This window comes from Macrococcus animalis, assembly GCF_047425875.1.
GTDB lineage: Bacteria > Bacillota > Bacilli > Staphylococcales > Staphylococcaceae > Macrococcoides > Macrococcoides animalis.
The window spans coordinates 2,246,492-2,271,233 of record NZ_CP179727.1; the positions used below are offsets into that span (position 1 = coordinate 2,246,492).

The 24,742-nt window shown below is 31.9% G+C and carries 29 protein-coding genes; 18 read left to right on the forward strand and 11 right to left on the reverse strand.

The genetic code is table 11. The features are described from left to right. Positions 1 to 220 precede the first annotated feature (220 nt). The 6 genes from ACMGE9_RS11910 to ACMGE9_RS11935 all read left to right on the forward strand — a co-directional run bounded on the left by ACMGE9_RS11910 (position 221) and on the right by ACMGE9_RS11935 (position 4,863). On the forward strand, positions 221 to 892 hold the full coding sequence (locus ACMGE9_RS11910) for a type 1 glutamine amidotransferase domain-containing protein (protein WP_414042982.1): 672 nt from the start codon (positions 221 to 223) through the stop codon (positions 890 to 892). An 18-nt stretch (positions 893 to 910) separates the two neighbouring features. Next, positions 911 to 1,450 (forward strand): 2'-5' RNA ligase family protein, encoded by a 540-nt coding sequence (locus ACMGE9_RS11915; protein WP_414042983.1) that lies wholly within the window; start codon positions 911 to 913, stop codon positions 1,448 to 1,450. Between the two features lie 103 nt (positions 1,451 to 1,553). Then, positions 1,554 to 2,465, forward strand: coding sequence for a hypothetical protein (locus ACMGE9_RS11920; protein ID WP_414042984.1), 912 nt, complete (start codon positions 1,554 to 1,556; stop codon positions 2,463 to 2,465). A gap of 11 nt (positions 2,466 to 2,476) precedes the next feature. Beyond that, positions 2,477 to 2,692: a hypothetical protein gene (locus ACMGE9_RS11925; RefSeq protein ID WP_414042985.1), complete on the forward strand. Its 216-nt coding sequence runs from the start codon at positions 2,477 to 2,479 to the stop codon at positions 2,690 to 2,692. A gap of 214 nt (positions 2,693 to 2,906) precedes the next feature. Then, positions 2,907 to 4,085, forward strand: coding sequence for an MFS transporter (locus ACMGE9_RS11930; protein WP_414042986.1), 1,179 nt, complete (start codon positions 2,907 to 2,909; stop codon positions 4,083 to 4,085). A gap of 265 nt (positions 4,086 to 4,350) precedes the next feature. Continuing rightward, positions 4,351 to 4,863: a histidine phosphatase family protein gene (locus ACMGE9_RS11935; RefSeq protein WP_414042987.1), complete on the forward strand. Its 513-nt coding sequence runs from the start codon at positions 4,351 to 4,353 to the stop codon at positions 4,861 to 4,863. A gap of 22 nt (positions 4,864 to 4,885) precedes the next feature. Here ACMGE9_RS11935 and ACMGE9_RS11940 read toward each other — a convergent pair whose 3' ends face one another. The 4 genes from ACMGE9_RS11940 to ACMGE9_RS11955 form a co-directional block, all read right to left on the reverse strand. Further along, positions 4,886 to 5,383 carry a CHAP domain-containing protein gene (locus ACMGE9_RS11940; protein WP_414042988.1) on the reverse strand — a complete coding sequence of 166 codons (498 nt, stop codon included), beginning with the start codon at positions 5,381 to 5,383 and terminating at the stop codon, positions 4,886 to 4,888. Continuing rightward, positions 5,362 to 5,835 (reverse strand): GNAT family N-acetyltransferase, encoded by a 474-nt coding sequence (locus ACMGE9_RS11945; RefSeq protein WP_414044502.1) that lies wholly within the window; start codon positions 5,833 to 5,835, stop codon positions 5,362 to 5,364. The genes ACMGE9_RS11940 and ACMGE9_RS11945 overlap by 22 nt, the downstream gene beginning before the upstream one ends. 81 nt (positions 5,836 to 5,916) lie before the next feature. Further along, on the reverse strand, positions 5,917 to 6,411 hold the full coding sequence (locus ACMGE9_RS11950; protein ID WP_414042989.1) for an RDD family protein: 495 nt from the start codon (positions 6,409 to 6,411) through the stop codon (positions 5,917 to 5,919). A 15-nt stretch (positions 6,412 to 6,426) separates the two neighbouring features. Further along, positions 6,427 to 7,368, reverse strand: a complete 942-nt coding sequence (locus tag ACMGE9_RS11955) for an alpha/beta hydrolase (protein ID WP_414042990.1) — start codon at positions 7,366 to 7,368, stop codon at positions 6,427 to 6,429. 285 nt (positions 7,369 to 7,653) lie between these two features. Between ACMGE9_RS11955 and ACMGE9_RS11960 the strand changes: the two genes are divergently transcribed. The 4 genes from ACMGE9_RS11960 to gndA all read left to right on the forward strand — a co-directional run bounded on the left by ACMGE9_RS11960 (position 7,654) and on the right by gndA (position 11,893). Then, positions 7,654 to 8,091, forward strand: a complete 438-nt coding sequence (locus ACMGE9_RS11960; protein WP_414042991.1) for a BrxA/BrxB family bacilliredoxin — start codon at positions 7,654 to 7,656, stop codon at positions 8,089 to 8,091. Positions 8,092 to 8,098: 7 nt separating this feature from the next. Then, the gene (locus ACMGE9_RS11965) at positions 8,099 to 9,067 is read left to right on the forward strand and encodes an aromatic acid exporter family protein (RefSeq protein ID WP_414042992.1); all 969 of its coding nucleotides are present in this window, start codon (positions 8,099 to 8,101) and stop codon (positions 9,065 to 9,067) included. Between the two features lie 258 nt (positions 9,068 to 9,325). Beyond that, complete coding sequence (locus ACMGE9_RS11970; protein ID WP_414042993.1) at positions 9,326 to 10,429, forward strand: M20/M25/M40 family metallo-hydrolase; 1,104 nt, start codon at positions 9,326 to 9,328, stop codon at positions 10,427 to 10,429. Positions 10,430 to 10,489: 60 nt separating this feature from the next. Beyond that, on the forward strand, positions 10,490 to 11,893 hold the full coding sequence (gndA, locus tag ACMGE9_RS11975) for an NADP-dependent phosphogluconate dehydrogenase (RefSeq protein ID WP_414042994.1): 1,404 nt from the start codon (positions 10,490 to 10,492) through the stop codon (positions 11,891 to 11,893). A gap of 62 nt (positions 11,894 to 11,955) precedes the next feature. Here gndA and ACMGE9_RS11980 read toward each other — a convergent pair whose 3' ends face one another. The 3 genes from ACMGE9_RS11980 to zwf all read right to left on the reverse strand — a co-directional run bounded on the left by ACMGE9_RS11980 (position 11,956) and on the right by zwf (position 15,018). Further along, positions 11,956 to 12,795, reverse strand: a complete 840-nt coding sequence (locus tag ACMGE9_RS11980; protein WP_414042995.1) for a helix-turn-helix domain-containing protein — start codon at positions 12,793 to 12,795, stop codon at positions 11,956 to 11,958. Between the two features lie 13 nt (positions 12,796 to 12,808). Then, positions 12,809 to 13,453, reverse strand: a complete 645-nt coding sequence (locus ACMGE9_RS11985) for a hypothetical protein (protein ID WP_414042996.1) — start codon at positions 13,451 to 13,453, stop codon at positions 12,809 to 12,811. Between the two features lie 86 nt (positions 13,454 to 13,539). Further along, entirely contained in the window at positions 13,540 to 15,018 is a 1,479-nt protein-coding gene (gene zwf / locus ACMGE9_RS11990; protein WP_414042997.1) for a glucose-6-phosphate dehydrogenase, read from the reverse strand. A 108-nt stretch (positions 15,019 to 15,126) separates the two neighbouring features. On the opposite strand from zwf, the gene rnz reads away from it, so the two are divergent. Continuing rightward, positions 15,127 to 16,047: a ribonuclease Z gene (gene rnz / locus ACMGE9_RS11995; protein WP_414042998.1), complete on the forward strand. Its 921-nt coding sequence runs from the start codon at positions 15,127 to 15,129 to the stop codon at positions 16,045 to 16,047. 39 nt (positions 16,048 to 16,086) lie between these two features. Here rnz and proC read toward each other — a convergent pair whose 3' ends face one another. Then, complete coding sequence (proC, locus tag ACMGE9_RS12000) at positions 16,087 to 16,890, reverse strand: pyrroline-5-carboxylate reductase (RefSeq protein WP_414042999.1); 804 nt, start codon at positions 16,888 to 16,890, stop codon at positions 16,087 to 16,089. Between the two features lie 106 nt (positions 16,891 to 16,996). Between proC and ACMGE9_RS12005 the strand changes: the two genes are divergently transcribed. Continuing rightward, on the forward strand, positions 16,997 to 17,752 hold the full coding sequence (locus tag ACMGE9_RS12005) for an SDR family NAD(P)-dependent oxidoreductase (protein WP_414043000.1): 756 nt from the start codon (positions 16,997 to 16,999) through the stop codon (positions 17,750 to 17,752). 98 nt (positions 17,753 to 17,850) lie between these two features. Here ACMGE9_RS12005 and ACMGE9_RS12010 read toward each other — a convergent pair whose 3' ends face one another. Both ACMGE9_RS12010 and ACMGE9_RS12015 read right to left on the reverse strand, forming a co-directional pair. Continuing rightward, positions 17,851 to 18,843 (reverse strand): alpha/beta hydrolase, encoded by a 993-nt coding sequence (locus ACMGE9_RS12010; protein ID WP_414043001.1) that lies wholly within the window; start codon positions 18,841 to 18,843, stop codon positions 17,851 to 17,853. After that, on the reverse strand, positions 18,840 to 19,757 hold the full coding sequence (locus ACMGE9_RS12015) for an aldo/keto reductase (RefSeq protein WP_414043002.1): 918 nt from the start codon (positions 19,755 to 19,757) through the stop codon (positions 18,840 to 18,842). The genes ACMGE9_RS12010 and ACMGE9_RS12015 overlap by 4 nt, the downstream gene beginning before the upstream one ends. A gap of 64 nt (positions 19,758 to 19,821) precedes the next feature. Between ACMGE9_RS12015 and ACMGE9_RS12020 the strand changes: the two genes are divergently transcribed. The 3 genes from ACMGE9_RS12020 (at position 19,822) to xerD (ending at position 21,976) form a co-directional block, all read left to right on the forward strand. Next, complete coding sequence (locus tag ACMGE9_RS12020) at positions 19,822 to 20,355, forward strand: NUDIX hydrolase (protein ID WP_414043003.1); 534 nt, start codon at positions 19,822 to 19,824, stop codon at positions 20,353 to 20,355. A 103-nt stretch (positions 20,356 to 20,458) separates the two neighbouring features. Further along, complete coding sequence (locus ACMGE9_RS12025; protein ID WP_414043004.1) at positions 20,459 to 20,938, forward strand: Fur family transcriptional regulator; 480 nt, start codon at positions 20,459 to 20,461, stop codon at positions 20,936 to 20,938. A gap of 150 nt (positions 20,939 to 21,088) precedes the next feature. Then, positions 21,089 to 21,976, forward strand: a complete 888-nt coding sequence (xerD, locus tag ACMGE9_RS12030; RefSeq protein WP_414043005.1) for a site-specific tyrosine recombinase XerD — start codon at positions 21,089 to 21,091, stop codon at positions 21,974 to 21,976. A gap of 162 nt (positions 21,977 to 22,138) precedes the next feature. On the opposite strand, the gene ACMGE9_RS12035 is transcribed toward xerD, so the two are convergent. Further along, the gene (locus ACMGE9_RS12035) at positions 22,139 to 22,648 is read right to left on the reverse strand and encodes a DUF309 domain-containing protein (protein ID WP_414043006.1); all 510 of its coding nucleotides are present in this window, start codon (positions 22,646 to 22,648) and stop codon (positions 22,139 to 22,141) included. Positions 22,649 to 22,678: 30 nt separating this feature from the next. Between ACMGE9_RS12035 and ACMGE9_RS12040 the strand changes: the two genes are divergently transcribed. The 3 genes from ACMGE9_RS12040 to ACMGE9_RS12050 are packed head-to-tail and all read left to right on the forward strand — an operon-like array spanning position 22,679 to position 24,678. Then, a complete protein-coding gene (locus ACMGE9_RS12040) occupies positions 22,679 to 23,404 on the forward strand; it encodes a segregation and condensation protein A (RefSeq protein ID WP_414043007.1) in 726 nt (241 codons plus the stop codon). Continuing rightward, positions 23,394 to 23,939, forward strand: coding sequence for an SMC-Scp complex subunit ScpB (gene scpB, locus ACMGE9_RS12045; protein WP_414043008.1), 546 nt, complete (start codon positions 23,394 to 23,396; stop codon positions 23,937 to 23,939). Before ACMGE9_RS12040 ends, scpB begins: the two co-directional genes overlap by 11 nt. 1 nt (position 23,940) lies before the next feature. Beyond that, positions 23,941 to 24,678: a pseudouridine synthase gene (locus ACMGE9_RS12050; protein WP_414043009.1), complete on the forward strand. Its 738-nt coding sequence runs from the start codon at positions 23,941 to 23,943 to the stop codon at positions 24,676 to 24,678. The last annotated feature ends 64 nt before the right edge of the window (positions 24,679 to 24,742 follow it).

Consider the following 24,742-nt stretch of genomic DNA (forward strand, 5'->3'; position numbering starts at 1 on the left):
TTGGTGTAGTTAGATTTATTTTATCTAGATATGGGTTATTGATTGTGAAAAATTTCATTGTAATACCTTCTAATAAATATATTATAACACAATAATTGTTATTTTAAGTTTGAAAATAAATAGATGAAAGAATTATTTCATATTCTCTTTAAACATATGGATAATAATTACCATTCTGGGGTAAATAGAACTATATAGATTTTTATAAGGAGTGATTTTCATGAAAAAGATTATGGTCGTTAATACCAACACAGATCATTATAAGGGCATAGATGAAGAAACAGGATTGTGGTTAAGTGAATTAGTGCATTTCTATGATTATTTTACTCAGAAAAAAGCAGAAATCGTACTTTTCAGTGTTAAAGGCGGAAAAGTACCTGTAGATCCTTTTAGTGTTAGCACAATGATGTTAGATTATAATACAAAAAACTACATGGAAAATGAAAGCTTTATGAAATTATTAGAGAACACGAAGCCAATAAATGAAGCGGATACTAGTGAATATGATGCCGTATATTTTACTGGTGGTCATGGTACAGTATTTGATTTTCCTGATAATGATGATATTAAAAGAATTATTACTGAGATGGATAGAGATAAAAAGGTAATTTCAGCTGTTTGTCATGGTGGTGCAGCATTGTTGAACTTTGATAGAGATCGATTACAAAACATACAAGTGACTGGTTTTTCAAATTTAGAAGAGATGATGGTTAAGAAAACGAATAAAGTCCCTTTCTTACTCGAGGATGAACTTAAGAAAAAGGGTGCAGATTATAAGAAAGCGGTATTACCTATGGCACCATATGTTGTTGTAGATGGAAATATTATTACCGGTCAAAATCCTCAATCACCAAAGAGTGTTGCAAAGAAAGTTTGGAGTGCAATTAAATAAATTAGAAGGTGAATTGTAATGGCACAATATTTTATAGGCATCATACCACCACTACATATATATGATGAAGTTATTAAGGTACAAAAGAAATATATTAAAAAATTAGGCGTTGAACCTCATATTACATTAAAAGCGCAAAGTTGTTTAACTGATGATGAGCAGTGGATTATTACAGTTGAAAATATAGTTAGATCAACGCCAAAATTTAATGTTAAATTATCAGGAACTGCATATTTTGGAGATATTGTATTATATTTATCAATAGATTCAGAAGAACTTAATCATTTGCATAAAAATATAGTTAGAGAATTATATGTTCCTAAAGACGAAAAGCAAAAGTATTTTGAGGATGAAAACTATGTTGGCCATATCACAATTGGTAAAACAACATATCCTTCTGGACTTAGTTCAAATCAACTATCTGTTGATGATTTAAGAAATATGGAAAAAGAAATAAATAGTAATATTAAAATAAAATCATTTAAAGTTGATTCTGTTTGGATTTATAAGAAAGAAGAGAATGAATACATGCGTTATAAAAAAATAAATCTTAAATAATCTTTAGCTATCCTAAATGGATAGCTTTTTGTATTACTTTATAATTTATGTCATTTAAAGTAAATCTATGGTAAAATTTATTGAAGACAAAGAGGTGAACATTATGAATTTAATAAATAGAATATTAGTCATTTGTGGGATGATAGCAATTATTGCATACTTTATTTTAAACTATGAGTTTAATAAGACATCTGCTGACATTAAGCATATAAATCACTCAACACATATTAACGCACTGCAATCAAAAGAATACATCAGTGGTAAAGATGCAATGAATGATTTTAGAAATACTTTTTTCCCTAAAGATGATAGTGAAGGTCATTTGATGAATCCAGATCCAAAATCGAACCCAAAGTTTTATTCAATGTATGTGAATAAAATTAAAGACGATATGACAACTTATGATTATGCTATTGGTTATGCAATTCAAAACCCTAAAACTAATAAGTACAGAATAAAAATAGTAAATCATAATATTAATCCAAAGGCCAATATGAAGTCTATTAGCAAAAGTACGAGGATTGGTAATACGATTGCAAAGTATTATGTTGGCGATATGGTTGATAATACTTTAAAGAATGGTGCTGGCGGTACAACTGATGAATCAACAGGTATTGCATTTCAATTAGAAAGCGAAATTATTGATTCCAATACAGATATAGATACTGCTCTTACTAACTCGTTCTCTAAAAGTATTGCACATGACGATACTACGATAATTAATTTTATTCCTGAGACAAATCCAAACAAGTTAAACATCATTTTGGTGGATTATGAGTTGAAAGGGAAAGTGTATGTTGCACTTGCATTAATTAATAACGGCACAACTGAGAGAACATTAAAGGTTATCAATCCGAGAATCGAAATTAATAAAGATATGAAATCTCATTTAGAAGGTACTTCAGTAAACAACCAATATATAAGATTTAAAGTTGATGATAAAGGTGACAAAGCTAATCATGATTTTGTGCATCATTTTAATGATAATAGCGTAGTAGAAATTGATATTAAATAGGGGTGATGTAGATGAATTTTGGAGATAAGTTATTTATATTATTTTTAAATGCATGTTGGATGTTCTTTATTTACTATATCGTTAGAGGTAGCGAATTTGGTTTTAAACACTATATTCCATTTTTAATTCCATTATTATTATTGATTGTATGTTTGGTAATGTTATTTCAATTTCGAGAAGAAGCGACGAAAGATACAAAAGTTAGAAATTTTGATGATATAAAATAATATTTGCAATGAGGTTTGGTCATAAGTCCTTGTAAAAATACGCCTTGAGGTAGGCGTATTTTTTTGTGCTTCTTTATTAATTCGAATTTCTACATTAAACTTTAGGGTATTTTTATTCAATTTTTACACTATTTCATTCGATTGACCGATAGTAATTTATCAGAAAATTCATGATAATTATTTTTATAGACTTTAATTATCATGGAGAAACAATATGCCTAAAATTTATTACAACATATTATTCATACAACTTTCTTTTAGTGCCGGATTCATTTTTTATAACGTGGCAATTACATATTTCGTATATGAAATAACACAATCAACTTTCTTAGCCAGTTTAACGACATTCATTAATTTGATAGCTAAGATGGTAAGTAAGTTGTCTATACAAAAGTTTACTCAGAAATTTACTATTAAACATATACTGATAATAAATACATCAGCACAAATAATTTTCTTAATATTAATGTTGATGTGTATGTATTTTGAAAATTTAATATGCGTCTATATATTAACTACCTTGATATCATTTTTTAATGGAATGTTTTATCCATTAAAGAACACATTAATTAAAAATGCCTTTGAAGAAAATGAAGTTGCTAAAGTTATTGCTGGTATTTCATCTTTCGATCAAGCAATTATGTTTTCTGGTTATATTATCGCAGGTTGGGTGTTAGCCGTTACAAGTATAATTACAGTAATGACATTAACACTTTTAGGTTTCATCATTGCAATAGTCAATATATTGATGCTTCCCATTAATAAAATGGAGTTAATTGAAAGACAACAACGAAGTACTTCATCCATTGTCGACGGTTATCGCTTATTGTTTAGTTTTCCATTACTAAAGCAACTAACATTAATAGAGTTCATCGAAGCTTTAATATCTACAATTTGGATTGGTGCAATTCAGTTAGCATTTATAATAGAATTTTTAAATGAGGATACATCTTGGTGGGGTTATTTTAATGCAGCATATTTTGCGGGAACGATGATTGGTTCAATTGCTATTTATAAGTTAAAGAAACTCTCAGCTCTTAATATTTCTACAATTATTATTTGTCAGATAATTTATGTTATTTCAGTCATAATTTTTGGAATGATACAAATACCAATCATCTCAGTCCTATTGATATTTGTTATGGGACTTGCATTTCAGTCGAAGGACATTCTACAAGAAACACTTATCATTTCTGAGATACCTGAAAAACATATTACGATACTTACAGCATTTAAATCAACTGTTATTGAATTTGGATATTTATTATCGATAATAACAATTGGTGCATTCGCAGAAATAGTACCGATACAATGGGTATATATCACTTCAGCGTTAACATACTTAGTGTGTATTTTATCGATGTTCAATCTAAGAAATAAAGGATTGTTGTAGTATAAATTATCTGAAAATTTTGTTACCTTTAATATTTTGTATATTTGTATATAATGTTGATATGTTTTAAATTGAATATAGAAGTGGCTTCAATTAGTTATAATATATTGTAATAGAGATTGATTGTAAGCAGTAAACATGAAAATTACTATTTAAGTTGCTTTGGTAGATATAATAAAATAAGACGCGTATTCAGCAAAAAAATTGGTTAGATCAATGGCCAAAGTAAAAAATAGAGAGGTGATGATAGATAGTGTTATACCTATTGAGACATGCAAAAGCAAATGGACAACATTTAGAGGCAGAATTAACAAATGAAGGTTTAGAAAATGCTCGTCTTATCGTTACAGACTTGGAAAAACTTGATATTAATAAGGTTTATTCAAGTCCAATGAAACGGGCAATTGATACTGTAACTCCTTTTGCAAACAAAAATGAACTGCCTATCAATATTGTTGAACCATTAGCAGAACGTATATTATCTGATATAGAGATTGAAGATTGGTTATCAAAATTAAAACTAACATTCACAAGTTTCGATATTAAATTTAATAATGGAGAAACAAGTCGAGAAGCTCAAGAACGAGCAATTAATTTTATCGCATCGCTAAATCCAAAAGAAAACAATTTAATTGTCTCTCATGGTAATCTCATTGCTTTAATGATTATGTATTATGATGAGACATTTTGTTTTAAAGATTGGCAATCGATGAAGAATCCCGACCTATATACTGTTGATGAGAATGGACAGGTAAATCACATCAATTTATCGGTATAAAAGAAATCACCTCAATCATTTATTATGATTGCGGTGATTTTTTTGGATTATCTTTAGGATGTATGATTTGATATCTCTTTATATCGTTCTTATATAGAATACGCTCCGTAATTTCATACGGCTTCGTGTAGTTCATTTCTGAGACTTTTACAGCACCATTTTGATAGACATGTTCGATATATGCAACATGTCCTTGTTCACCACGCGGTGACTGAAGGAGTGCACCTTTTTTTGGTTGCTGATTGACTAAATAACCATCAACTCGTGCATTTTTTGCCCAATACTTAGCATCTCGCCAAGAGCGTTTAATCATATTTCCATCTTGCTTAACCTTGTCAAAAACATAATATGTACATTGACCGTTATCATATGTGTTTACAGCCATCGGATCAGGCATTATTGCAATTTTTATATTCTCATATTGATGTAATATTTTTTCGTGGTTAATAAAGATGAGCAGAATTGAAAGTAGAAGTAAAACCAGTGTTAATATGCGTTTCATAATTGCTTTAAATACCATCGATCCATTGCACCATGGTCACTACCTTCAATAGGTTGTTCTAATAATTCGAATCCATATTTTTCATACAAGATACATGCGACTTCTAATTTAGCCATCGTTTCTAAATAACATGCTTTATAGTGTTGTGATGCGAATCCTAAAGCGGTATCCATTAATAACCTAGATACACCTTGTCCTTGAGCTGAATGTGATAAGTAGAGCTTCTGAAGTTCGCATATCTTGCCATCTTTACTAAATGGCGCAATTCCAATGCCACCGAGTATTGCGTTATTTTTTTCAGCAACCCAATATTCAGCATTGTCACGCGCTTCATAATATGTTGAAAGTTGGGCTAATTCAGGATCAAAATATGCTGAGCCAGGGATATCTAAGTTGAATGATTCAAGAGATGTTTGTATGATTTTATGGATGATTGGATTATCTTTTGGTTGTATGGGTCTAATAATAATTTCATGTGACATAAATACACCTCCCTTATAGATTACTGTAAATAGTAATGAAGGGAGGTGTATATGTCAATAAAATTGGTATTAATTTGAGTAAACGCTTGTACCAGCAATCATGTCTGCTAAATGTCGTTTATCTTTTGTGAGTAATCCTAAATAGAGCATGAGTAATAATAGTAATGTAGCTATATTTGTAATGATGATAGATGTTAAATCAAAGTTTGAATAAACACCATGTATTGTACCGATATGGCCGATTTGCCAAGGTGTGAATTTAACGATATTGCGAAGAAGGGATTTTCCGTATGATTTCTTTTTAAAATGTAATTTTAATTTCGTGTATTTTCTACCTGGCGTATTTGAATAGTAATCGAAATAAGTAAACAGTAATATTATTGGAACAACCGATGTGAATGTTGCGATGAATTGTGATTCAATTTCAGTGAATTCTGTAATCCCTTTATATACAAAATAATAAAAGGTTGATGTTACAGCTAGTAGTAATAATAAATAGATACATATGACGATGTAATCAATCGTAATTTCTATTAATCTTTTAATAGTAGTCGGGGATTTCATAACAACCTCCAAATATTATTCTTCAATGAATTGTGTTACTACTTTCTGATATGTTTTAGGATGATCAAATATAAATTCTGTATGTTTTGAACCTTTAATTTCATATAATTCTTTTTTATTAGCTCGACTTGCTTGATATAAATCGACTCCATCTTGATAATCAATAATTTTATCAGTTTTACTATGCATAATAAGAATAGGTGTTGTTGATTTTTTTAGAGCTTGAGATGCATCTAAATCATTAAACCAAATACCTTGCGTCACTTTGAAACCAATACTTCCTAAAGCATTTAAATAACCAAGAGGCATGCCGGTTTCTTTGCTGATGGGTGCGACATTTTTATCAATCATTTTTTTACCGTTACTCATTGGACTATCTAAAATAATAGTATCAATTTGGTCATTGAGCTTCGGACTTGCAAATGCTGTCGTTGCCCCGCCAAATGATTCTCCCCAAATGATTGTCTTTTCTGCTTTTTGTTTATCGTTGACGTAACGCACAATATCAATTAAATCCTTGGATTCTTTTATACCAAATGTATTGGATGGTGCAGTGTTATCACCAGAGTTACGTTGATCATACATAAAAGTTGTGTAACCCATCTTCAAGAACATCTCAGCAATGGGATAGACCGTTTCTTTTGTACCGCCTAAACCATGTAACAATATGACATTACCTTTAGACTGTTTTTTATTGATGTGAGCGACGGGTATTTGATGATCTTCAAATGTAGATTGGATATTAAAAGATTGAATATCATTTTGCTTTTCAAACGTTTTATAGTCGAAATTGTGTTTTGTTAAATAGGTATACTTATTTTTTTGTGTTTCTTTTGCAGGAATTAAATTTGAAATACTTGAGCTATAGTTGTAGGCGATAAAGATATTGAATGCTAGAAATAATAAAACAAGCAGGGTGACAAGTGTTATTACTATACGTTTTACCCGCTTCATCATAATCACATCCTTTTTCTTTATTATAACAAAGTGTAAAATGAAAATTTTGATATTGTGTGAAAAGATTATGATATTTTACTTCGGATACCGTGGTGGTAAGAATTGATGAGATTAAATGTAATAGCAAACGAACAATCTTGAAACAGAAATGTGAAATAATACGCTACCTTGCTATAATAACCTATATATTATTTATATCTTTTTATATTTCACGAATTAATCACTAGATTTACCATTCGTTATTCGTTATGATAGTTGTATCAATTTAGAAGAGGTGTTATATCAATGGATATGAATTTTAATATGTTTATGGAAGACTTCGTAAACAACGCGCGTCAAGAAATCGAAACTGCTGGTTACAAACAGTTAACTACGCCTGAAGCAGTTAAAGATACATTTGAAAAGCCTGGCACTACTTTCGTTATGATTAACTCTGTATGTGGGTGTGCAGGTGGTATTGCTCGTCCAGCAGCGGCTCATGCTTTACATTATGATAAATTACCTGATCAACTTGTTACAGTATTTGCTGGTCAAGATAAAGAAGCTACTGAAACTGCTCGTGATTACTTTGAAGGTTATCCACCAAGTAGTCCTTCATTTGCATTACTTAAAGACGGTAAGATTGTAAAAATGATTGAAAGACATGAAATTGAAGGTCATGATCCAATGAGCGTAATCACAAATATTCAAGCTTTATTTGAAGAGCATTGTGAGGAACGTTAATTAATCCATGAAGATTAAACCTTATACAATAGGATTTCGTACGATAAAGACCGCATTTGGAATGGCATTAGGTGTTTATATTTGTAAGTTGATGGGGTTAGAAAATTTCACATCAGCTGCTATCTTAGTCGTACTTTGTGTTAAAAATACTAAAGTAAAATCTTTAGATGCGGCAAGTGCGCGTTTTTTCTCGTGCTTGCTCGGTATATTGTTTTCATATATTTTCTTTATGCATCTTGGATTTAATCCAATCGTTTTAGGAATTTTAGTATTATTATTTATCCCGGTCACAGTGATGTTTGGTATTCAAGAAGGTGTAGTAACGAGTATTGTAATTATCATGCATTGTTTTAATTCAGGAAATATTGACTGGGCTCTAGCGATTAATGAGTTTTTATTATTATGTGTCGGTATGGGAATTGCTTTAATTCTAAATTTATATATGCCGAACCATAATAAAGAATTAAAAGGGTATAAACGAATCATAGAAATGGAATTTCAGGTGATTGTAAGTCGTTTAAGTGACGCATTAAAAACGCCTGAAATTGTATTGAATACTAATGATATTGATAAATTACACGATACAATTGAACGAGCTAAGTCTTTAGCGTATACAGAAGTTGAGAATCATTTCTCACGTAACGATAATTCTTATTATCATTATTTTGATATGCGTGAATCTCAATTAGAATTATTAGCGCGTATGACACATCTAATTAATGATATTAGTTGTAAAGATAAATTGCACATGAAGTGTAGTGGATTATTGAATGATTTATCTAACAATATTACCAGTAATAACTTTACTGCTTTACGTTTGCATGATTTATATGAAATTATGTTAGATTTAGATACACATGCTTTGCCGGATTCGCATGAACATTTAAGATCGCGTTCTGCAGCCATTCAATTGCTTAAAGAAATCGAAAGTTACTTAATGATTAAACAAAATTTCGGTTCTCTAAAGATGTACTAAAAAACGTTGAGACGATGTCGTCTCAACGTTTTTTTAATTCATTAAATATGGTAGTACACTACTTAAAACTAATGCTGCCACGATAAAAACGAGTAAGACGATGATGAAAATTTTACGTGCTAATTTATTATTCAAACTAAGTCTTCCTTTCAAAGTGTTTTTTTTATTATATCAAATATTTGATTTCACGTGTTATTCTTTATTGATTGTCTGTTGTTTGGTACGATTGTTGTATAACTAATATGAGGAGTGTTTAAAGTGAATGAACAAAGATTAATTGATACATTTATTGAATTAGTAAGTATTGATAGTGAATCAGGTAACGAGCGAGAAATCGCGAATCATTTAAAGACATTATATACAGATCTTGGATTTGAAGTTACTGAAGATGACACGCAATCACAAACAGGATTTGGTGCAGGTAATTTAATTATGAAATTAAAAGGTAGTACGGACCAAGATACAATTCTTTTATCTTGTCATATGGATACCGTTACACCGGGTAACGGTATAAAACCTATCATTACGGATAATGTAATTCATACCGATGGAACGACTATTTTAGGGGCAGACGATAAAGCTGGAATAGCAGCCATGATTGAAGCGATTCGTACAATTAAAGAAGAAAACATTGCGCATGGTGATATCGAAGTCGTAATTTCAGTGGGTGAAGAATCGCATTTAATTGGTGCGAGTGTCCTTGATGGGTCACATTTTGCTGCTAAATTTGGGTACGCTTTAGATGCGGGTAGTAAAGTTGGAACTATCGTTAATCAAGCACCAACAAATGCAACGTTAAATGTAGAAATTACTGGCGTAACTGCGCATGCAGGCGTGGCTCCTGAGAATGGTGTTAGTGCTATTAACATAGCAGCACGTGCAATCAGTAATATGAAACTGGGTAGAATTGACGCAGAAACAACAGCTAACATTGGGACAATTGATGGTGGATCACGTACAAATATTGTAGCTGAAAAATGTACAATTGTTGCTGAAGCACGTAGTTTAGTAGACAGTAAAATGGAAGCACAAGTAGCACACATGAAAGAAGCATTCTTAACTGCAGCTAAAGAAATAGGTGGAAAAGTAGATGTGGAAATTAAAGTGAATTATCCGGCGTTCCACGTTGAAAAGGATACTAGAGCTATCGAAGTTGCATCAAAAGCAGCAACCAATATTGGTCTTACTACTGAAGTTGTGTCAAATGGTGGTGGAAGCGATGCGAACTTTATTAATCAATTTGTTCCAACCGTTGTTCTTGCCGTAGGATATGAAGATATTCACACAGTAAATGAAAAGATGCCTATAGAAGAATTAAATAAATTAACTGAGCAAGTCGTTGAAATCATTAAGCTTGTTTAGTTTAATCCAGTAAAACATGTGCTATAATAAGCATGAAAATTCATTTGAAAGAGGTAAATTATGAGTATACAACAAATTGGTGTTATCGGATTAGCAGTAATGGGTAAAAACTTAGCTTGGAATATTGAATCACGTGGCAATACAGTGTCAGTGTTTAATCGTTCAAAAGAAAAAACAGAAGAGATGATGAAAGAATCGGAAGGTAAGAATATTTTTCCTACTTTCACATTAGAAGAATTTGTTGATAGTTTAGAAAAACCTCGTAAAATCATGATGATGGTTAAAGCGGGTGAGGCAACAGATGCAACAATCGAAAGTTTGATTCCACTTTTAGATCAAGGTGACATCTTAATTGATGGTGGTAATACAAATTATAATGATACAATTCGTCGTAATGCATATCTTTCTGAAAAAGGATTGAATTTCATTGGAACAGGTGTTTCTGGTGGTGAAGAAGGTGCATTAAAAGGACCTTCAATTATGCCTGGAGGTCAAAAAGAGGCGTATGAGTTAGTGAAACCGATCTTAGAATCTATCGCTGCTAAAGCAGAAGATGGCAAACCTTGTGTTGCATATATCGGGCCAGACGGTGCAGGACATTACGTGAAAATGGTACATAACGGGATTGAATATGCAGATATGCAACTTATCGCTGAAAGCTATGATTTAATGAAAAACGTGCTAGATATGTCAAATGACGAAATCGCGGATACATTTAAATCTTGGAACGAAGGTGAACTAGATAGTTATTTGATTGACATCACAGCAGATATCTTTAAAAAGTTAGATGAGGATGGCAACCCGTTAGTCGAGAAAGTAATGGATAAAGCAGGTCAAAAAGGGACAGGTAAGTGGACCTCAATTAACGCCTTAGATTTAGGTCAGCCTTTAACTATCATTACAGAAAGTGTATTCGCACGTTTTATTTCTAGCCAAAAAGAAGAAAGAGTTATTGCAAGTGAAAATATTAATGCACAAAAAACAGCCTTTGATGGAAATAAAGAAGAATTTTTAGAAGCAATTCGTGAAGCTTTATATATGAGTAAAATTTGTTGTTACGCTCAAGGATTCGCACAAATGAAGGTAGCAAGTGAAGCATATAATTGGAACCTACAATTAGGCGACTTAGCTATGATTTGGCGAGAAGGGTGTATCATACGTGCACAATTCCTGCAAAAAATTAAAGAAGCATATGATAACGATGCAGCGCTTCAAAACTTATTGTTAGATCCATATTTCAAAGATGTTGTAGAAAAATATCAAACAAGCTTACGTAAAGTAGCAGCAACAGCAATTATGACGGGAACACCAGCACCAAGTTTCGCAGCTGCAATTAACTACTTTGATTCATATACATCAAAAGATTTACCAGCAAACTTAATCCAAGCACAGCGTGATTACTTCGGCGCACATACTTATGAGCGTAAGGATAAAGAAGGCGTATTCCATACCGATTGGAAGTAATATAGGCTATCGACGAAGCGATAATATATACAAAAAGAGGAGAGACAATTAGTCTCTCCTCTTTATTTTGTTATAGGTAACCACAACTCAACTTTATTAAAGCTATTATCAAAATCTAAATCTTCTGGGAAGATATAAATATACTGACTGTTTCTTTCATAATGTATGTTAAAGTCAACTTGGCGTTCAACAGAATGCCAAATTTCATTGAACACATAATCAAGTTTACCTCTAGATTGAAAAGCCGCATATTCGCCATTAAAGACTTGTTTTGTGTCATAATCAAATGTACGTTCCGATATAACCCCAATGAAGATTTCAATACTTTGTTGCATTGGTTGGACTACTACATAAATTTTTTTGTTCGAACTAAAAGATAATAATGATTTAATTTCATCTTTTTCTTTAAGCTCAAAAATTATATCAGGTATTAAAAAATGATTATTTAATTCATTGAATTGAACGTTTTCTTGTAATCCTACGAGACTTAAATCATCAATCGTTTGAATCTTATAGTTCATCGGTGCAACATTTGTTGTAGATAGTTCGATGTACACACGTTCAACCATCTTTAATTGGTTTGCATTACTTCTTACTTGTATTGGTGATATATCGTGATGTGCACTGAATGCAGCGCTAAATTCATGTGCTGTTGCAAAACCAAATTGATTTGCGACATCGATGAGTCTGTAGTTACCATTTAATAATTTCTTTGCAGCTTCAGTCATTTTTCGGTGATGAATATATTCTTCAATATTCATTCCCACAATCATCGTAAATGATTGATTTATATGCAATGGATGTTCGTTTAAATAATCTCCCATAATTTCATAATTTAACGACTCAAATAAATGATCTTCAATATAGACGATTGTTTTTTGGATTAAATCAATATTATACATAGTTCACTTCTTCCTAGGGTGTTCCCTTACTTATTTGTGTATATTGGTAAATATTAATTTTTTCTGAAGGGTCTTCTTTGAAATTTTTTAAAGGAATAGAGTATTTTAGTTTAAAGTTTATTAAATCACTCAAATAAATTTCATATTCTGGTTTGGCATAATACAAGATTATATAACAATGTTCTATAGCAGAATCCATTAAATTTTCCATGACTTTTTGAAATATAAAGATAGAAAATGGATTAAAGAAAAATAAATGTGTTTCTTGTCCTGTAAAATGATATTGTAAAGCATTAATATTTAGTGCACTTACGTGGTTAGATTGATGTTTTAGTTGATAATCTTTGATGTTAGTTTTACTTTTCAAATAAAGCTGTTTATTCAATTCTATACCCATGGCTTGAATATTTAATATAAAGTTTAAAAATATTGGAACACGCATTAATCCAGATCCAAAATCGATGAGAAGTGATGTGTCATCGTAATCACTTTGTGTTACTTCGATTAATGTTACTAAATCTTGATATATTGTTGGTTCATATCTATTAGAATGATGATTCGTAAAAGTTTCAATATATGGCATTGATTCAATATTTAATAGTGTTTCAAAATCTTGTTCTGAATAGTTCATGTATATTTCAGTATATTTTTTATCCATAAATCAAATATTAACACAATCAAAGCACAATAAAAACCTTTGAACCATATGATTCAAAGGTTGAATTAATATTAATTAGTATTATTTTAGAAGTCCCACCAATGGAAATTATCACGGCTTAATAATAAGTCACTCTTGATAGGACCATTAGACCCTGATTGATAATTCGGGAACGGTGCTGGATGAGAATCCCAATATTCTGCAACTGTATCTACATAGCTCCATGTAGCTTTTAATTCTTCCCAGTGTGTAAAGTTCGTCGCATCGCCTTTTAAACAGTCATAAATTAATCCCTCATAAGCATCTACAGTATTCATCTTATCTTGAGTAGTCATAGCATATGATAATTTAACAGGTTCTGTATCAATACCTTCAATATATTTACGTGCATTTAAGTGTAATTCAATCCCTTCATTGGGTTGAATATTAATAACGAGTAAATTAGAATCGAGTTGATTATCTTTTTGATAGTATAAATTCATAGGCATTTCTTTAAATTCAACGACAACTCGGATTTCTTTCTCTTTCATACGTTTACCAGTACGAATGTAGAAAGGGACACCGGCCCATCTAAAGTTATCAAGCATCACCTTTGCAGCTACAAAAGTGGGTGTGTTACTTTCTGGATTAACATTTTCTTCATCACGGTAACGTTTCACTTGTTCACCGTTAATTTCTCCTACATCATATTGTCCACGTACGAAATAACTCCTTACGTGTTCAGGTTGTATTTTACGTATCGAACGTAGAGCTTTTACTTTTTCATTACGTATATCTTCAGATGATAATGAAATTGGTGGTTCCATCGCGAGTAATGAAACAATTTGTAACATATGGTTTTGTACCATATCTTTTAATGCACCACTATTGTCGTAATAACCACCGCGATCTTCAACACCTAATACTTCTGAAGAAGTTACTTGAATATTTGAAATATATTTATTGTTCCATAGTGGTTCAAACATCGCATTACTAAAACGAATAACCTCAATATTTTGTACCATGTCTTTACCTAAGTAATGGTCAATACGATAGATTTCTTCTTCTTTAAATGATTTTCTTAATTGGCTATTTAATTTCTCTGCTGATGCCAAATCTTTACCAAAGGGTTTTTCAATAATTAATCGTTTGAAACCTTTTGTTTTTGTTAATCCACTTGATTTTAAGAAATCAGACACTGTTCCAAAGAATTCAGGTGCCATTGCTAAATAAAATAATCGATTGCCTTCTAAGCCATATTGCTCATCTAAAGTTTCAGCAGTTTTAAGCAGTGCATCATAGCTTTCTTTGTTGTTTACATCATGAGATTGATAATACACATGCTCCATAAACTCGTCTAATTTGTTTGTATCCTTGACGAATTTTTCAATAGAAGCTTTGATTTCTGCTCTAAATTTTTCATTAGTCCAGTCTCGTCGACCAATACCAATAATTGCAACATGTTCATTCAAGTTATCTTGTTGAAATAAATGAAATAGGGACGGGAATAACTTGCGGTGACTTAAATCACCTGTTGCACCAAAAATTGTGATCAAGCAGGGAATATTTTGCTTTTCAATGTCCAAAATAAATACCTCGATTCTATTAAAGTCTATTTTATTTTTTCATACAATGCCTAAAAAAACAATTAAAACATGCTATAATAACGTGATGAAATAAAAGGTGGTATTGGAATGGAGATAACATTTTTAGGAACGAGTGCAGGATTACCTACAAAGGAAAGAAATACACAGACAATTATTTTGTCACTTGCTCCTATAGACAACACATTTTGGCTATTTGATGCGGGTGAAGCGTGTCAACATCAAATATTACATACAAATATTAAACTAGGTAAATTAGATAACATTTTTATTACGCATTTACATGGTGACCATATTTTCGGATTACCTGGATTATTAACATCGAGGAGCTTTCAAGGTGGAGAAAATAAACCATTAACTTTGTATGGACCTGCAGGGATAAAGACTTATATTGAAACGACACTATCAATCTCCGGTTCTCATTTAAACTATCCGATTGAAATCGTTGAAATTGAAGATGGAGATGTGCTTCATATAAATCAAATTAAAGTGACGATAAAGAAACTAAATCATGGTATTGATTCTTTTGGTTACCGACTTCAATTTCCTGATACTCAAGGAAATTTATTATCTGATAAACTGATTCATTCTGGAATTATGCCCGGCCCAATTTATCAACGGTTTAAGACACAACAGACTGTTGATTTTGAGGGTGTAATATACGAAACGAAAGACTACCGTTTACCTGATAAACCAGGTAAAGTAGTTGTGATATTTGGTGATACGATGCCTTGTGAAACAGAAATCGAATTAGCACAATCTGCAGATGTTATCGTACATGAAAGTACTTATTTAGATGGTGATTTAGACCTAAGTCATAAGTATTACCACAGTCATATCGACGATGTAGCGAAACTCGTTAGTGAAAGTAAAGTAAAAAAAGTTTTAATTAATCATGTAAGCAATCGTTATAATTTAGAAGATATCGCTCGATTAAAAGAAATGATACAAATCACTTATCCTGAAATGAATTTTGAAATTGTAAAAGACTTTGATAGCTTTGAAATATAGTAAAATAAGCACCTATTCAATATGAATAGGTGCTTATTTTTAATTTCCTAACTCTTTACTACGGTTTAAAGCTTCATTTAAACAGTCAACGAAAATAGCTTCAATTGGATGTTTTGCTAAAGCATCTAATCCAGCTTTCGTTGTACCACCTTTTGAAGTAATATTTTCACGTAATTGATCTAAAGATAATTCACTATTTTCAAGCATTTTTGCTGTACCAATTATCAAATTACGTACCGCAATATCTGTATTTTCTCGTGATAATCCAAGTTGATTAGCAGCACTAATATATTGCTCATACATATAGTATAAGAAAGCTGGTCCACTTCCAGTAATCGCTGTAACATCATGCAATGAATCTTCTTCAACCTCAATAGATGTACCGAATGCATCTAGTAAATCGAATAATTGTTTTTTATCTTTATCTTCAAAATGATTGGAAAAAGAAATGCCAGTAACTGATTGTTGTACATGTGCGTTCGTATTTGGCATAATGCGAGCTACAGGATTAGATGTTTGAAGTTTTGTTTTGATTTGATCAATTGGAACACCAGCCATCATTGAGACAAATTTATTTTGGGTATTATGATTCGGTTTAATACGGTCAACAAGAGAATCGAAATCGTGTGGTTTGACAGCTAAGAAAACAAAATCTGCATTATCTAATAAGGCATAGTCATCATAACTATATTGTGTATTCATTTTTGTATTAAGGCGTTTTAATTCTTCCTTATCACTTCTGTTTGTTAAATATATATCATCACCGTTAACGGTCTTACTTTCGATTAAACCAGTGAAAATAGCACTGGCCATATTACCAGAACCGTAAAATACGATTTTCATGAATATTGCCTCCTAGAAAGTTAATTAATTTTATTATATGATTGTATAGAACAAAACACAATTTTGACACAAATGATTATATAGTTAAAGGAATGTGGTGGATTACTTGATCGGAAAAAGAGCACTAATTACTGGTGCCACAAGTGGTGTTGGTAAACAGTTAACAGAGATGTTACTATTTCGTGGTGTTTATGTAACAGCTGTAGGTAGGCGCACAGAAGAGTTAAGTTACTTGAATAAAATGTATGATGGACTCACTGTCATGGCAACGGATTTACTAAAAAATGAAGACTTCGAAATATTGCTGGATTGGATTGATCACCAGGAAGGATTTGATTATTTAATTAATTGTGCAGGATTTGCAGAATACGGCTCATTGTTAGATCAAAGTGATCAAATAATCGCGGATATAATACATGTTAATTTAACGCAAACTGTAATTCTCACTAAACATGTTGTGAGAAAAATGGATCAGGGTGGTATGGTTGTTACTATTGGGAGTCAATCTGCCAATGTAACCACACCGTTTGGTGCAATATATGCTGCATCAAAATCAGGATTAAACCATGTTATGAATGCACTAAGATTAGAACAGCAGCATATAAATTTTCTCAATATTAATACAGGTCCTGTTAATACTCAATTTATTAAAAAAGCGAATAAAGGAAAACCTATGCATCACTTAGCTGATAAAGTACAACTTGATGTTGTCCAATTAAGTGAGAAGATTATAGAAGCAATAATTAAGAAAAAAACAGAAATGAATTTACCAATATGGATGGATGCTGGATTAAAAGTATATGGGCTCGCGCCAAGAACACTCGAAAAGTTATTACGTGGATATTTCATGACGAAGAAATGATACTGTGAAAGAAGAGATCTGCACAAGCGTAATCCGAACGAAAACTATAAATCGCTTTTGATTTATAGTTTTCGTTCGGGTTTTGTCGTAATCACAACTTACTTTTTCTTTTTAACTTTAGGTTTCCCTTGTAATTTTGTCGTGTTGTTTTCTTTTGTTTGTGGAGGCATCAAAGCATATGTTTTTAAAAATGTCTCAACTTTATTCTTATATGATACTGGGTTTACATTAAAACTTGCTGCATGACCACCATGTTCTGGATACCAGCGCATTTTTGGTCCCTTTTTTTTGTTATATAAATCCACAGAATGTGTGTAAGGTATGAACACATCAGGCTTAGAATGAATAAAGAGGATTGGCTGTTCCACATTTTGTATAACATCAATGGGCGAAATTTGCTTTAATGAAAAATGCGTTCTAATTTTTAATACTTGGTTCAAAGTAGATAACACGAAACCACTGCCAATGGTTGATTTCTGCGCTATGATTTGCGTCAGTAATTTTGCGAAGTTAGAGAAAGCACAATCTGATACATAGAAGGCCGCTTCATTCGCAAGTTCACCAGCATATAATAGTGTTGTTGCAGCACCCATTGATTCACCATGAACTCCGAAAGTAATATCATAACCATACTGTTCTTTTAAGAAAGCAATGACGGATTCTAAGTCTTTCTTTTCGTAGTAACCATAAGTACTATGATTACCTCCACTTTCTCCATGTCTTCTATGGTCAAATATTATCCCGTTAAAGCCAAGTTCTTTGAATAAATTTAAATATTTAATACTTGTTATTTTATTTTCTGTTACACCATGACAGAAGATCATCCAGTGTTTATGTTCATATGGCTTTACAACAGTAGCGCTTAAGTTATAACCATTACGGGATGGAATCGTAACATCCACTGGATCCATTGCTTTAAAAGCATCAACATCTAAGCGTTTTGCTTTAATTTCACGACGTCTAATGACTTCTACATCACGTAATTTAAAATTTAAAACATAATTTGAAGCGACTAAACCCACGACACTAGAAGTAACACCAGATACGAGCGAAATACCAAGTAAGGTTCTACTTAAGACTTTATTGTTCATATCAAATGATCCTCGTATTGTATTTTTTTAAATGCTTGAACCACTTTTTCAAATGCTTGTTGTTCTAATGGATTTTGCTGCACTGATTCAAATGCTTTTACGTTCGCTTGTAACTGATCGATATGTGATGCACCATTTACAATAGATGCGACAGGTTGCGTCATTAAATATTGATATACAGCATGTTGAAGGGGGGCGATTTGACTCGCTTCTGTCAGGCTATTTTTTAGTTCGTCGTAACTCAAACCTAATGTACCTGATTTGAATTTCTTATCGAGCACAGTTAATGATTTATCAGTCAATAAACCTTTCATTAATGGACCACGTGCTAGTATTTGAACATCTTTAGATTTAATCATTTCGATTAAATCTGTTGGACGATTATCAATCAAATTAAACTGCATCATGATAGTGTCAATTTGACTGTGTTTTAAATAATAATCAATCACATTAGGTCGTATTGAACTGATTCCATACGCTCGGATTAAACCGTCTTTTTTTAATGCCTCAAATGTTTCAATTGTTTCATCTTTATCATCTTCAATCATACCGCCATGAAGCATATATAAATCTAAATAGTCTGTTTCTAGTCGCTTTAAGCTTTCATGAATAGCTTGTTTAATATGCTCTTTTGACGGGTCCCAAACAACTTCATCATTTAGCATGTTGAAGCGGTTACCGACTTTAGAAACCAATGTTATTTGATCACGTTTTTTTGAATTCTTAATAAAGTTTCCGATATTTTTTTCGTTTTGGCCTTTTTGATATAAATCAGCAGTATCAATATATGTAACGCCTAAATCCACTGCTTGATCCAATATATATTGACTATCCATTGCATCTATCGGTAAATTCATTGCGCCAAGCCCAAGCGCTGAGAATTTAATGCCGCTTTTTGTTGTGTTAAATTTCATGTCTTGACCTCCATTCGTTATAATAGTTATAGTTTAACATGATAAAAAAGAGGAGTGTATTAATATGGATTTGACAGAACGTACTATAAGTAAAGAATTGATTTTAGATGGAAGGGTATTACGAGTTGAGCGTCATCAGGTTGAATTACCGAACGGTAAAGAGAGTATGCGTGAAGTGGTATTACATCCAGGAGCTGTTGCAATAATAGCGATGAAGAATAATAAATTACTACTTGTAGAACAGTATAGAAAAGCACCTGAAGTGAACTTAATTGAAATTCCAGCAGGTAAAGTTGATCCGGGTGAAGAACGTCGTAATACTGCACTCCGTGAATTAGAAGAAGAAACGGGTTTCACTTCAAAAACAATGGAACTTGTAAATGAATTTTATGTATCTCCAGGATTTTGTGATGAATATATATCATTATATGAAGCAGGCGAATTAATTGAATCGAATACATTAAAAGCAGATGATGACGAATTTGTAGTGAAACATTGGTTATCCATCCAAGAAGCAAATGAATGGATAAAACAAGGCAAAATCAAGGATGCAAAGACGATTATCGCAATCCAATATTTACTATTATCAATGAAATAATATATAGATTGTAATAATTCTAAAATAGAAATTTATTTCTTGCTTTAATTCTCAATTACTGATATTTTATATATATCAATCGTAACCTTTAGGAGTGTTAGTGATGCAGGAAAGAATTAATCGAATCAAGGAGCAATTACATGATGCTTCTTATAAATTAACCCCTCAAAGGGAAGCGACAGTGACCGTATTGTTAGAAAATGAAGCAGATCATTTAAGTGCAGAAGATGTTTTTTTAAAAGTAAAGGAACGTGCACCTGAAATAGGTTTAGCTACAGTTTATAGAACATTAGAATTATTAGCAGAACTGAAAATTGTTGATAAAATCAATTTTGGTGATGGCGTTGCGCGTTTTGACCTTAGAAAAGAAGGCGCAAAACACTTCCACCATCATTTAGTCTGTATGAATTGTGGTGACGTTGATGAAATTGAGGAAGATTTACTTGATGAAGTTGAAAAGAAAGTCGAAGCTGAATATTATTTTTTAATTATGGATCATCGTTTGACTTTTCATGGGATTTGTAAAAAATGTTCACACAAGGGTGTTAAGCCAGAGGATTTGGATAAGAAGATTACAGAATAAAGTATTAATTTATGTAAACTGCTACATAGTAGAGCAGTCGACCAATTAAAAAGAAAACGTGTAAAAGTAGGACATCAATATTGTCCTACTTTTTTATTTTTTTAGTTGCTAATATAATTATTATGGTAAACTAGGTTTTGAGGTGTTGTTATGCAAGTAATTATTGATGAATATCTACATTTTATTATGATAGAAAAAGGTTTAAGTAACAATACAATTGCGGCATATCGTCGTGATTTAAAGCATTATAAAACATTCTTAGAACAGGAGAAAATTGGTAATATTGATAATGTTGATCGTTTTACGATAACCTTATTTTTGGGATATTTAAAAGATCAAGGCAAGTCTGCTAAAACTTTAGCAAGAGTTTCTGCTACAATTCGGGGGTTCCACCAATTTGCCCTACGCGAAAAATATGCTATTAATGATCCAACTGTAATATTAGAAGCACCAAAGTATGAACGAAGCTTACCGGATATTCTTTCAATAGAAGAAGTTGATAAATTTTTATCAACACCAGATACATCTAAATTAACGGGCAAACGTGATCAAGCAATGCTAGAGTTATTATATGCTACTGGCATGCGTGTATCTGAATTAATTAATTTGAACATAGATGATGTCAATACTGTGATGGGATTTGTTCGTGTTTATGGTAAAGGTAATAAAGAACGGATTATCCCAATGGGCGATAATATGATTAAGTTACTCGAAAACTATATTAATACTACACGTTTTAAAATGTTGAAAAAAGAAATGACGGATAGTTTATTTTTGAATTTCCATGGTAAACGTTTAACACGTCAAGGTTTTTGGAAAATCATGCGCCAAATAAAAGTTGATGCGGGAATCAATAAAAAACTTACGCCCCATACTCTCAGACATTCATTTGCCACGCATTTACTTGAAAATGGAGCAGATCTCCGCGCTGTACAAGAAATGCTTGGACATGCAGATATATCAACAACGCAACTATATACACATATCAGTAAGAAACAAATCCGAGAAGTGTACAAAAACACTCATCCGAGAGCATAAGGAGACAATATGAATAAACAACGACAAATACAAAAAAATCAACAAAAATTAAGTGAAAATAAAAAGACAACGTCACAAGCAACGTTGTCAGAAAGTGCACAAAGTAACTATGAAACAATAGACCCAAAACAAGATTCAAAATTAAATAAAAATAATTGGATATTATTTGCTTTTATCGGCATCATGTGTTTGATTTGGGGTATATTGTATTGGATTTTTATTGTTTAGGGCTTGTTGTCTTAAGCGAATGATATCTGTTCGATCGCGCCTTTTATGTTTATGCACAATATCATCAGTTGGAAAGATGACTTCAGCACAATGATGGGTTGTTTTAAGTGGTAACATAATTTGTTGATAGGCTAAATTTTGTTGTAATACTTTTATGGTTGCAATTAATTGGTCTACATCTAAATAGGTATTTAGTGTTTGTGCGTTGATGGTCAAGAGGTGTATTGTTTTGTTGAATAACGTTGACGCCCCTTGTATATTATTACGACGTAAATGATAGAGCGCTGTTGCAAGCATAATCAGAGCAACTTCAGGATCTTGCTTAGTCATTGTTGGCTTTGCTTTCCAAGCTTCTTCCATAATTTCGTGACATTCAAAATAATCACGTTTTTCATGGAATTCAATAATAAATTCTTGAAATGCTTTTCTAAATATAGAATTCATAAGAAATCACTCCCAAAGTTAGGTGAATATATGTACGAAGTAAAATTAGCTTCATTTGAAGGTCCGTTAGATTTATTACTACATTTAATACAGAAATACGAAATTGATATTTATGATATATCAATGAAGATATTAACTGAACAATATATTAATTATATCAAAAATGTTGATGATTTAGATATTAATCAACATGGTGATTATTTAGTAATGGCAAGCGAGTTACTACGTATTAAAAGTAAAACCTTATTGCCCGATGCACCAATAGATGAAGATGAAGATATAGAAGATCCACGTGACGATTTAATGCGTCAATTATTAGAATATCAAAACTACCGTTTGTACGCTGATATATTAAAAACTAAAAAAGACGAACATGATAAATATTTTGTAAAACGCAGTAATGACTTAACGAATTTTGAAAACTCGAAACAAACGCCACTTCATATTGATTTAACAGAATTAATTGCAGCATATCAAAAGGCGAAACAACGTCGCGTTAAGATTGCTAGTGAATCTGTAAGTGTTGCACGTGATTCATATTCTATGGAAGAGGCTATTCATCATATTACAGATGCTTTATCTAAAAAAGAAATGATTACGTTTGATGATTTCGTATCTTATTCCGAAACAAAAACTCAAATCGTCACACTATTTTTAGCGATTTTAGAACTAATGAAAGAATGTCAGATTGTTGTATATCAGTCAAACGACTTTGGTGAAATTCAGATTGAAAGAGGAAGAAATTATGTCGAATGAAAAAATTAATATCTTACTCGGCTTACTATATGCTGTTGGAGACGAAGGCGTTGAGATTGAACAACTTGCTGAAATCATAGAACTGACACCGAGCCAATTATCAGATATCGTAAGGGACTATGAACATGAAATCTTTGAAATTCAAAAATTAGGTACAAAATATTACTTAATGACGAATGAAACATTAAACCCTTATTTAGAAGATTTAGTTACAGCGACGAACGAAAAAAAATTAACGCAAGCCTCACTCGAAACATTAGCCATTATTGCCTATAATCAACCTGTTACACGTCATGATATTGAAATGATGCGTGGCGTTAATAGTGATGGTCCAGTGAAGACATTGATTGAACGTGGATTAGTTGTGAGTAATGAAGTGAGTGGCGAACGTGCAAGACAACTAATCACAACCGAATTTTTCTTAATGACATTTGGATTAAAATCATTAGATGACTTACCAAGAGATGAGTCAATGACTAGTGATGCAAGTGAGATGGAATTATTCTTTAAAAATTTAAACGAAGAGGATGAATAAAATGAGTGAACAATTAGAAAGATTACAAAAAGTAATCGCAAAAAGTGGTATTACCTCACGTCGTAAGGCAGAAGTATTAATTACTGAAGGTAAAGTCACTGTGAATGGTGAAACAGTAAAAGAATTAGGAACAAAAGTTTCACCGCGTGACCGTGTAGAAGTTGAAGGGATACCATTAGAAAATCCAGAGAAAATCTATTTATTATTTCATAAACCTACAGGTGTTATCACAAGTGTGTCTGATGACAAGGGACGTACAGTTGTAACGGACTACTTTCCACAACTTGATTTACGCATTTTTCCGGTTGGTCGTTTAGACTATGAAACAAGTGGATTATTATTACTGACAAATGATGGTGATTTCGCGAATCAAATGACACATCCAAAATATAAAATGAAAAAGAAGTATGTCGCGAAACTTAAAGGATTCTTACTCCGTGAGCAAGTGAAAGAATTAGAACGTGGCATCATGTTAGAAGATGGAAAAACAGCACCGGCAATTGTCAAAGTAAAGTCACAAGATAAATTAAAAGATACAACGTTAGTTGAAATTACAATTCATGAAGGTCGAAATCGTCAAGTACGTCGTATGTTTGCACACTTTGGACATGAAGTGGTGAAGTTATCTCGTATTGAATATGGTCCATTAACATTAAAAGGTTTAAATGCAGGTGATGCTAGAGAATTAACGCCACATGAAGTAAAAACATTACGAAATATGAGTCTGAACAAATCATAAAATTCACATAGTTGCCACAGTTTAAGTATGTTTAAATGATATAATATATTGTGACATTTTGTAT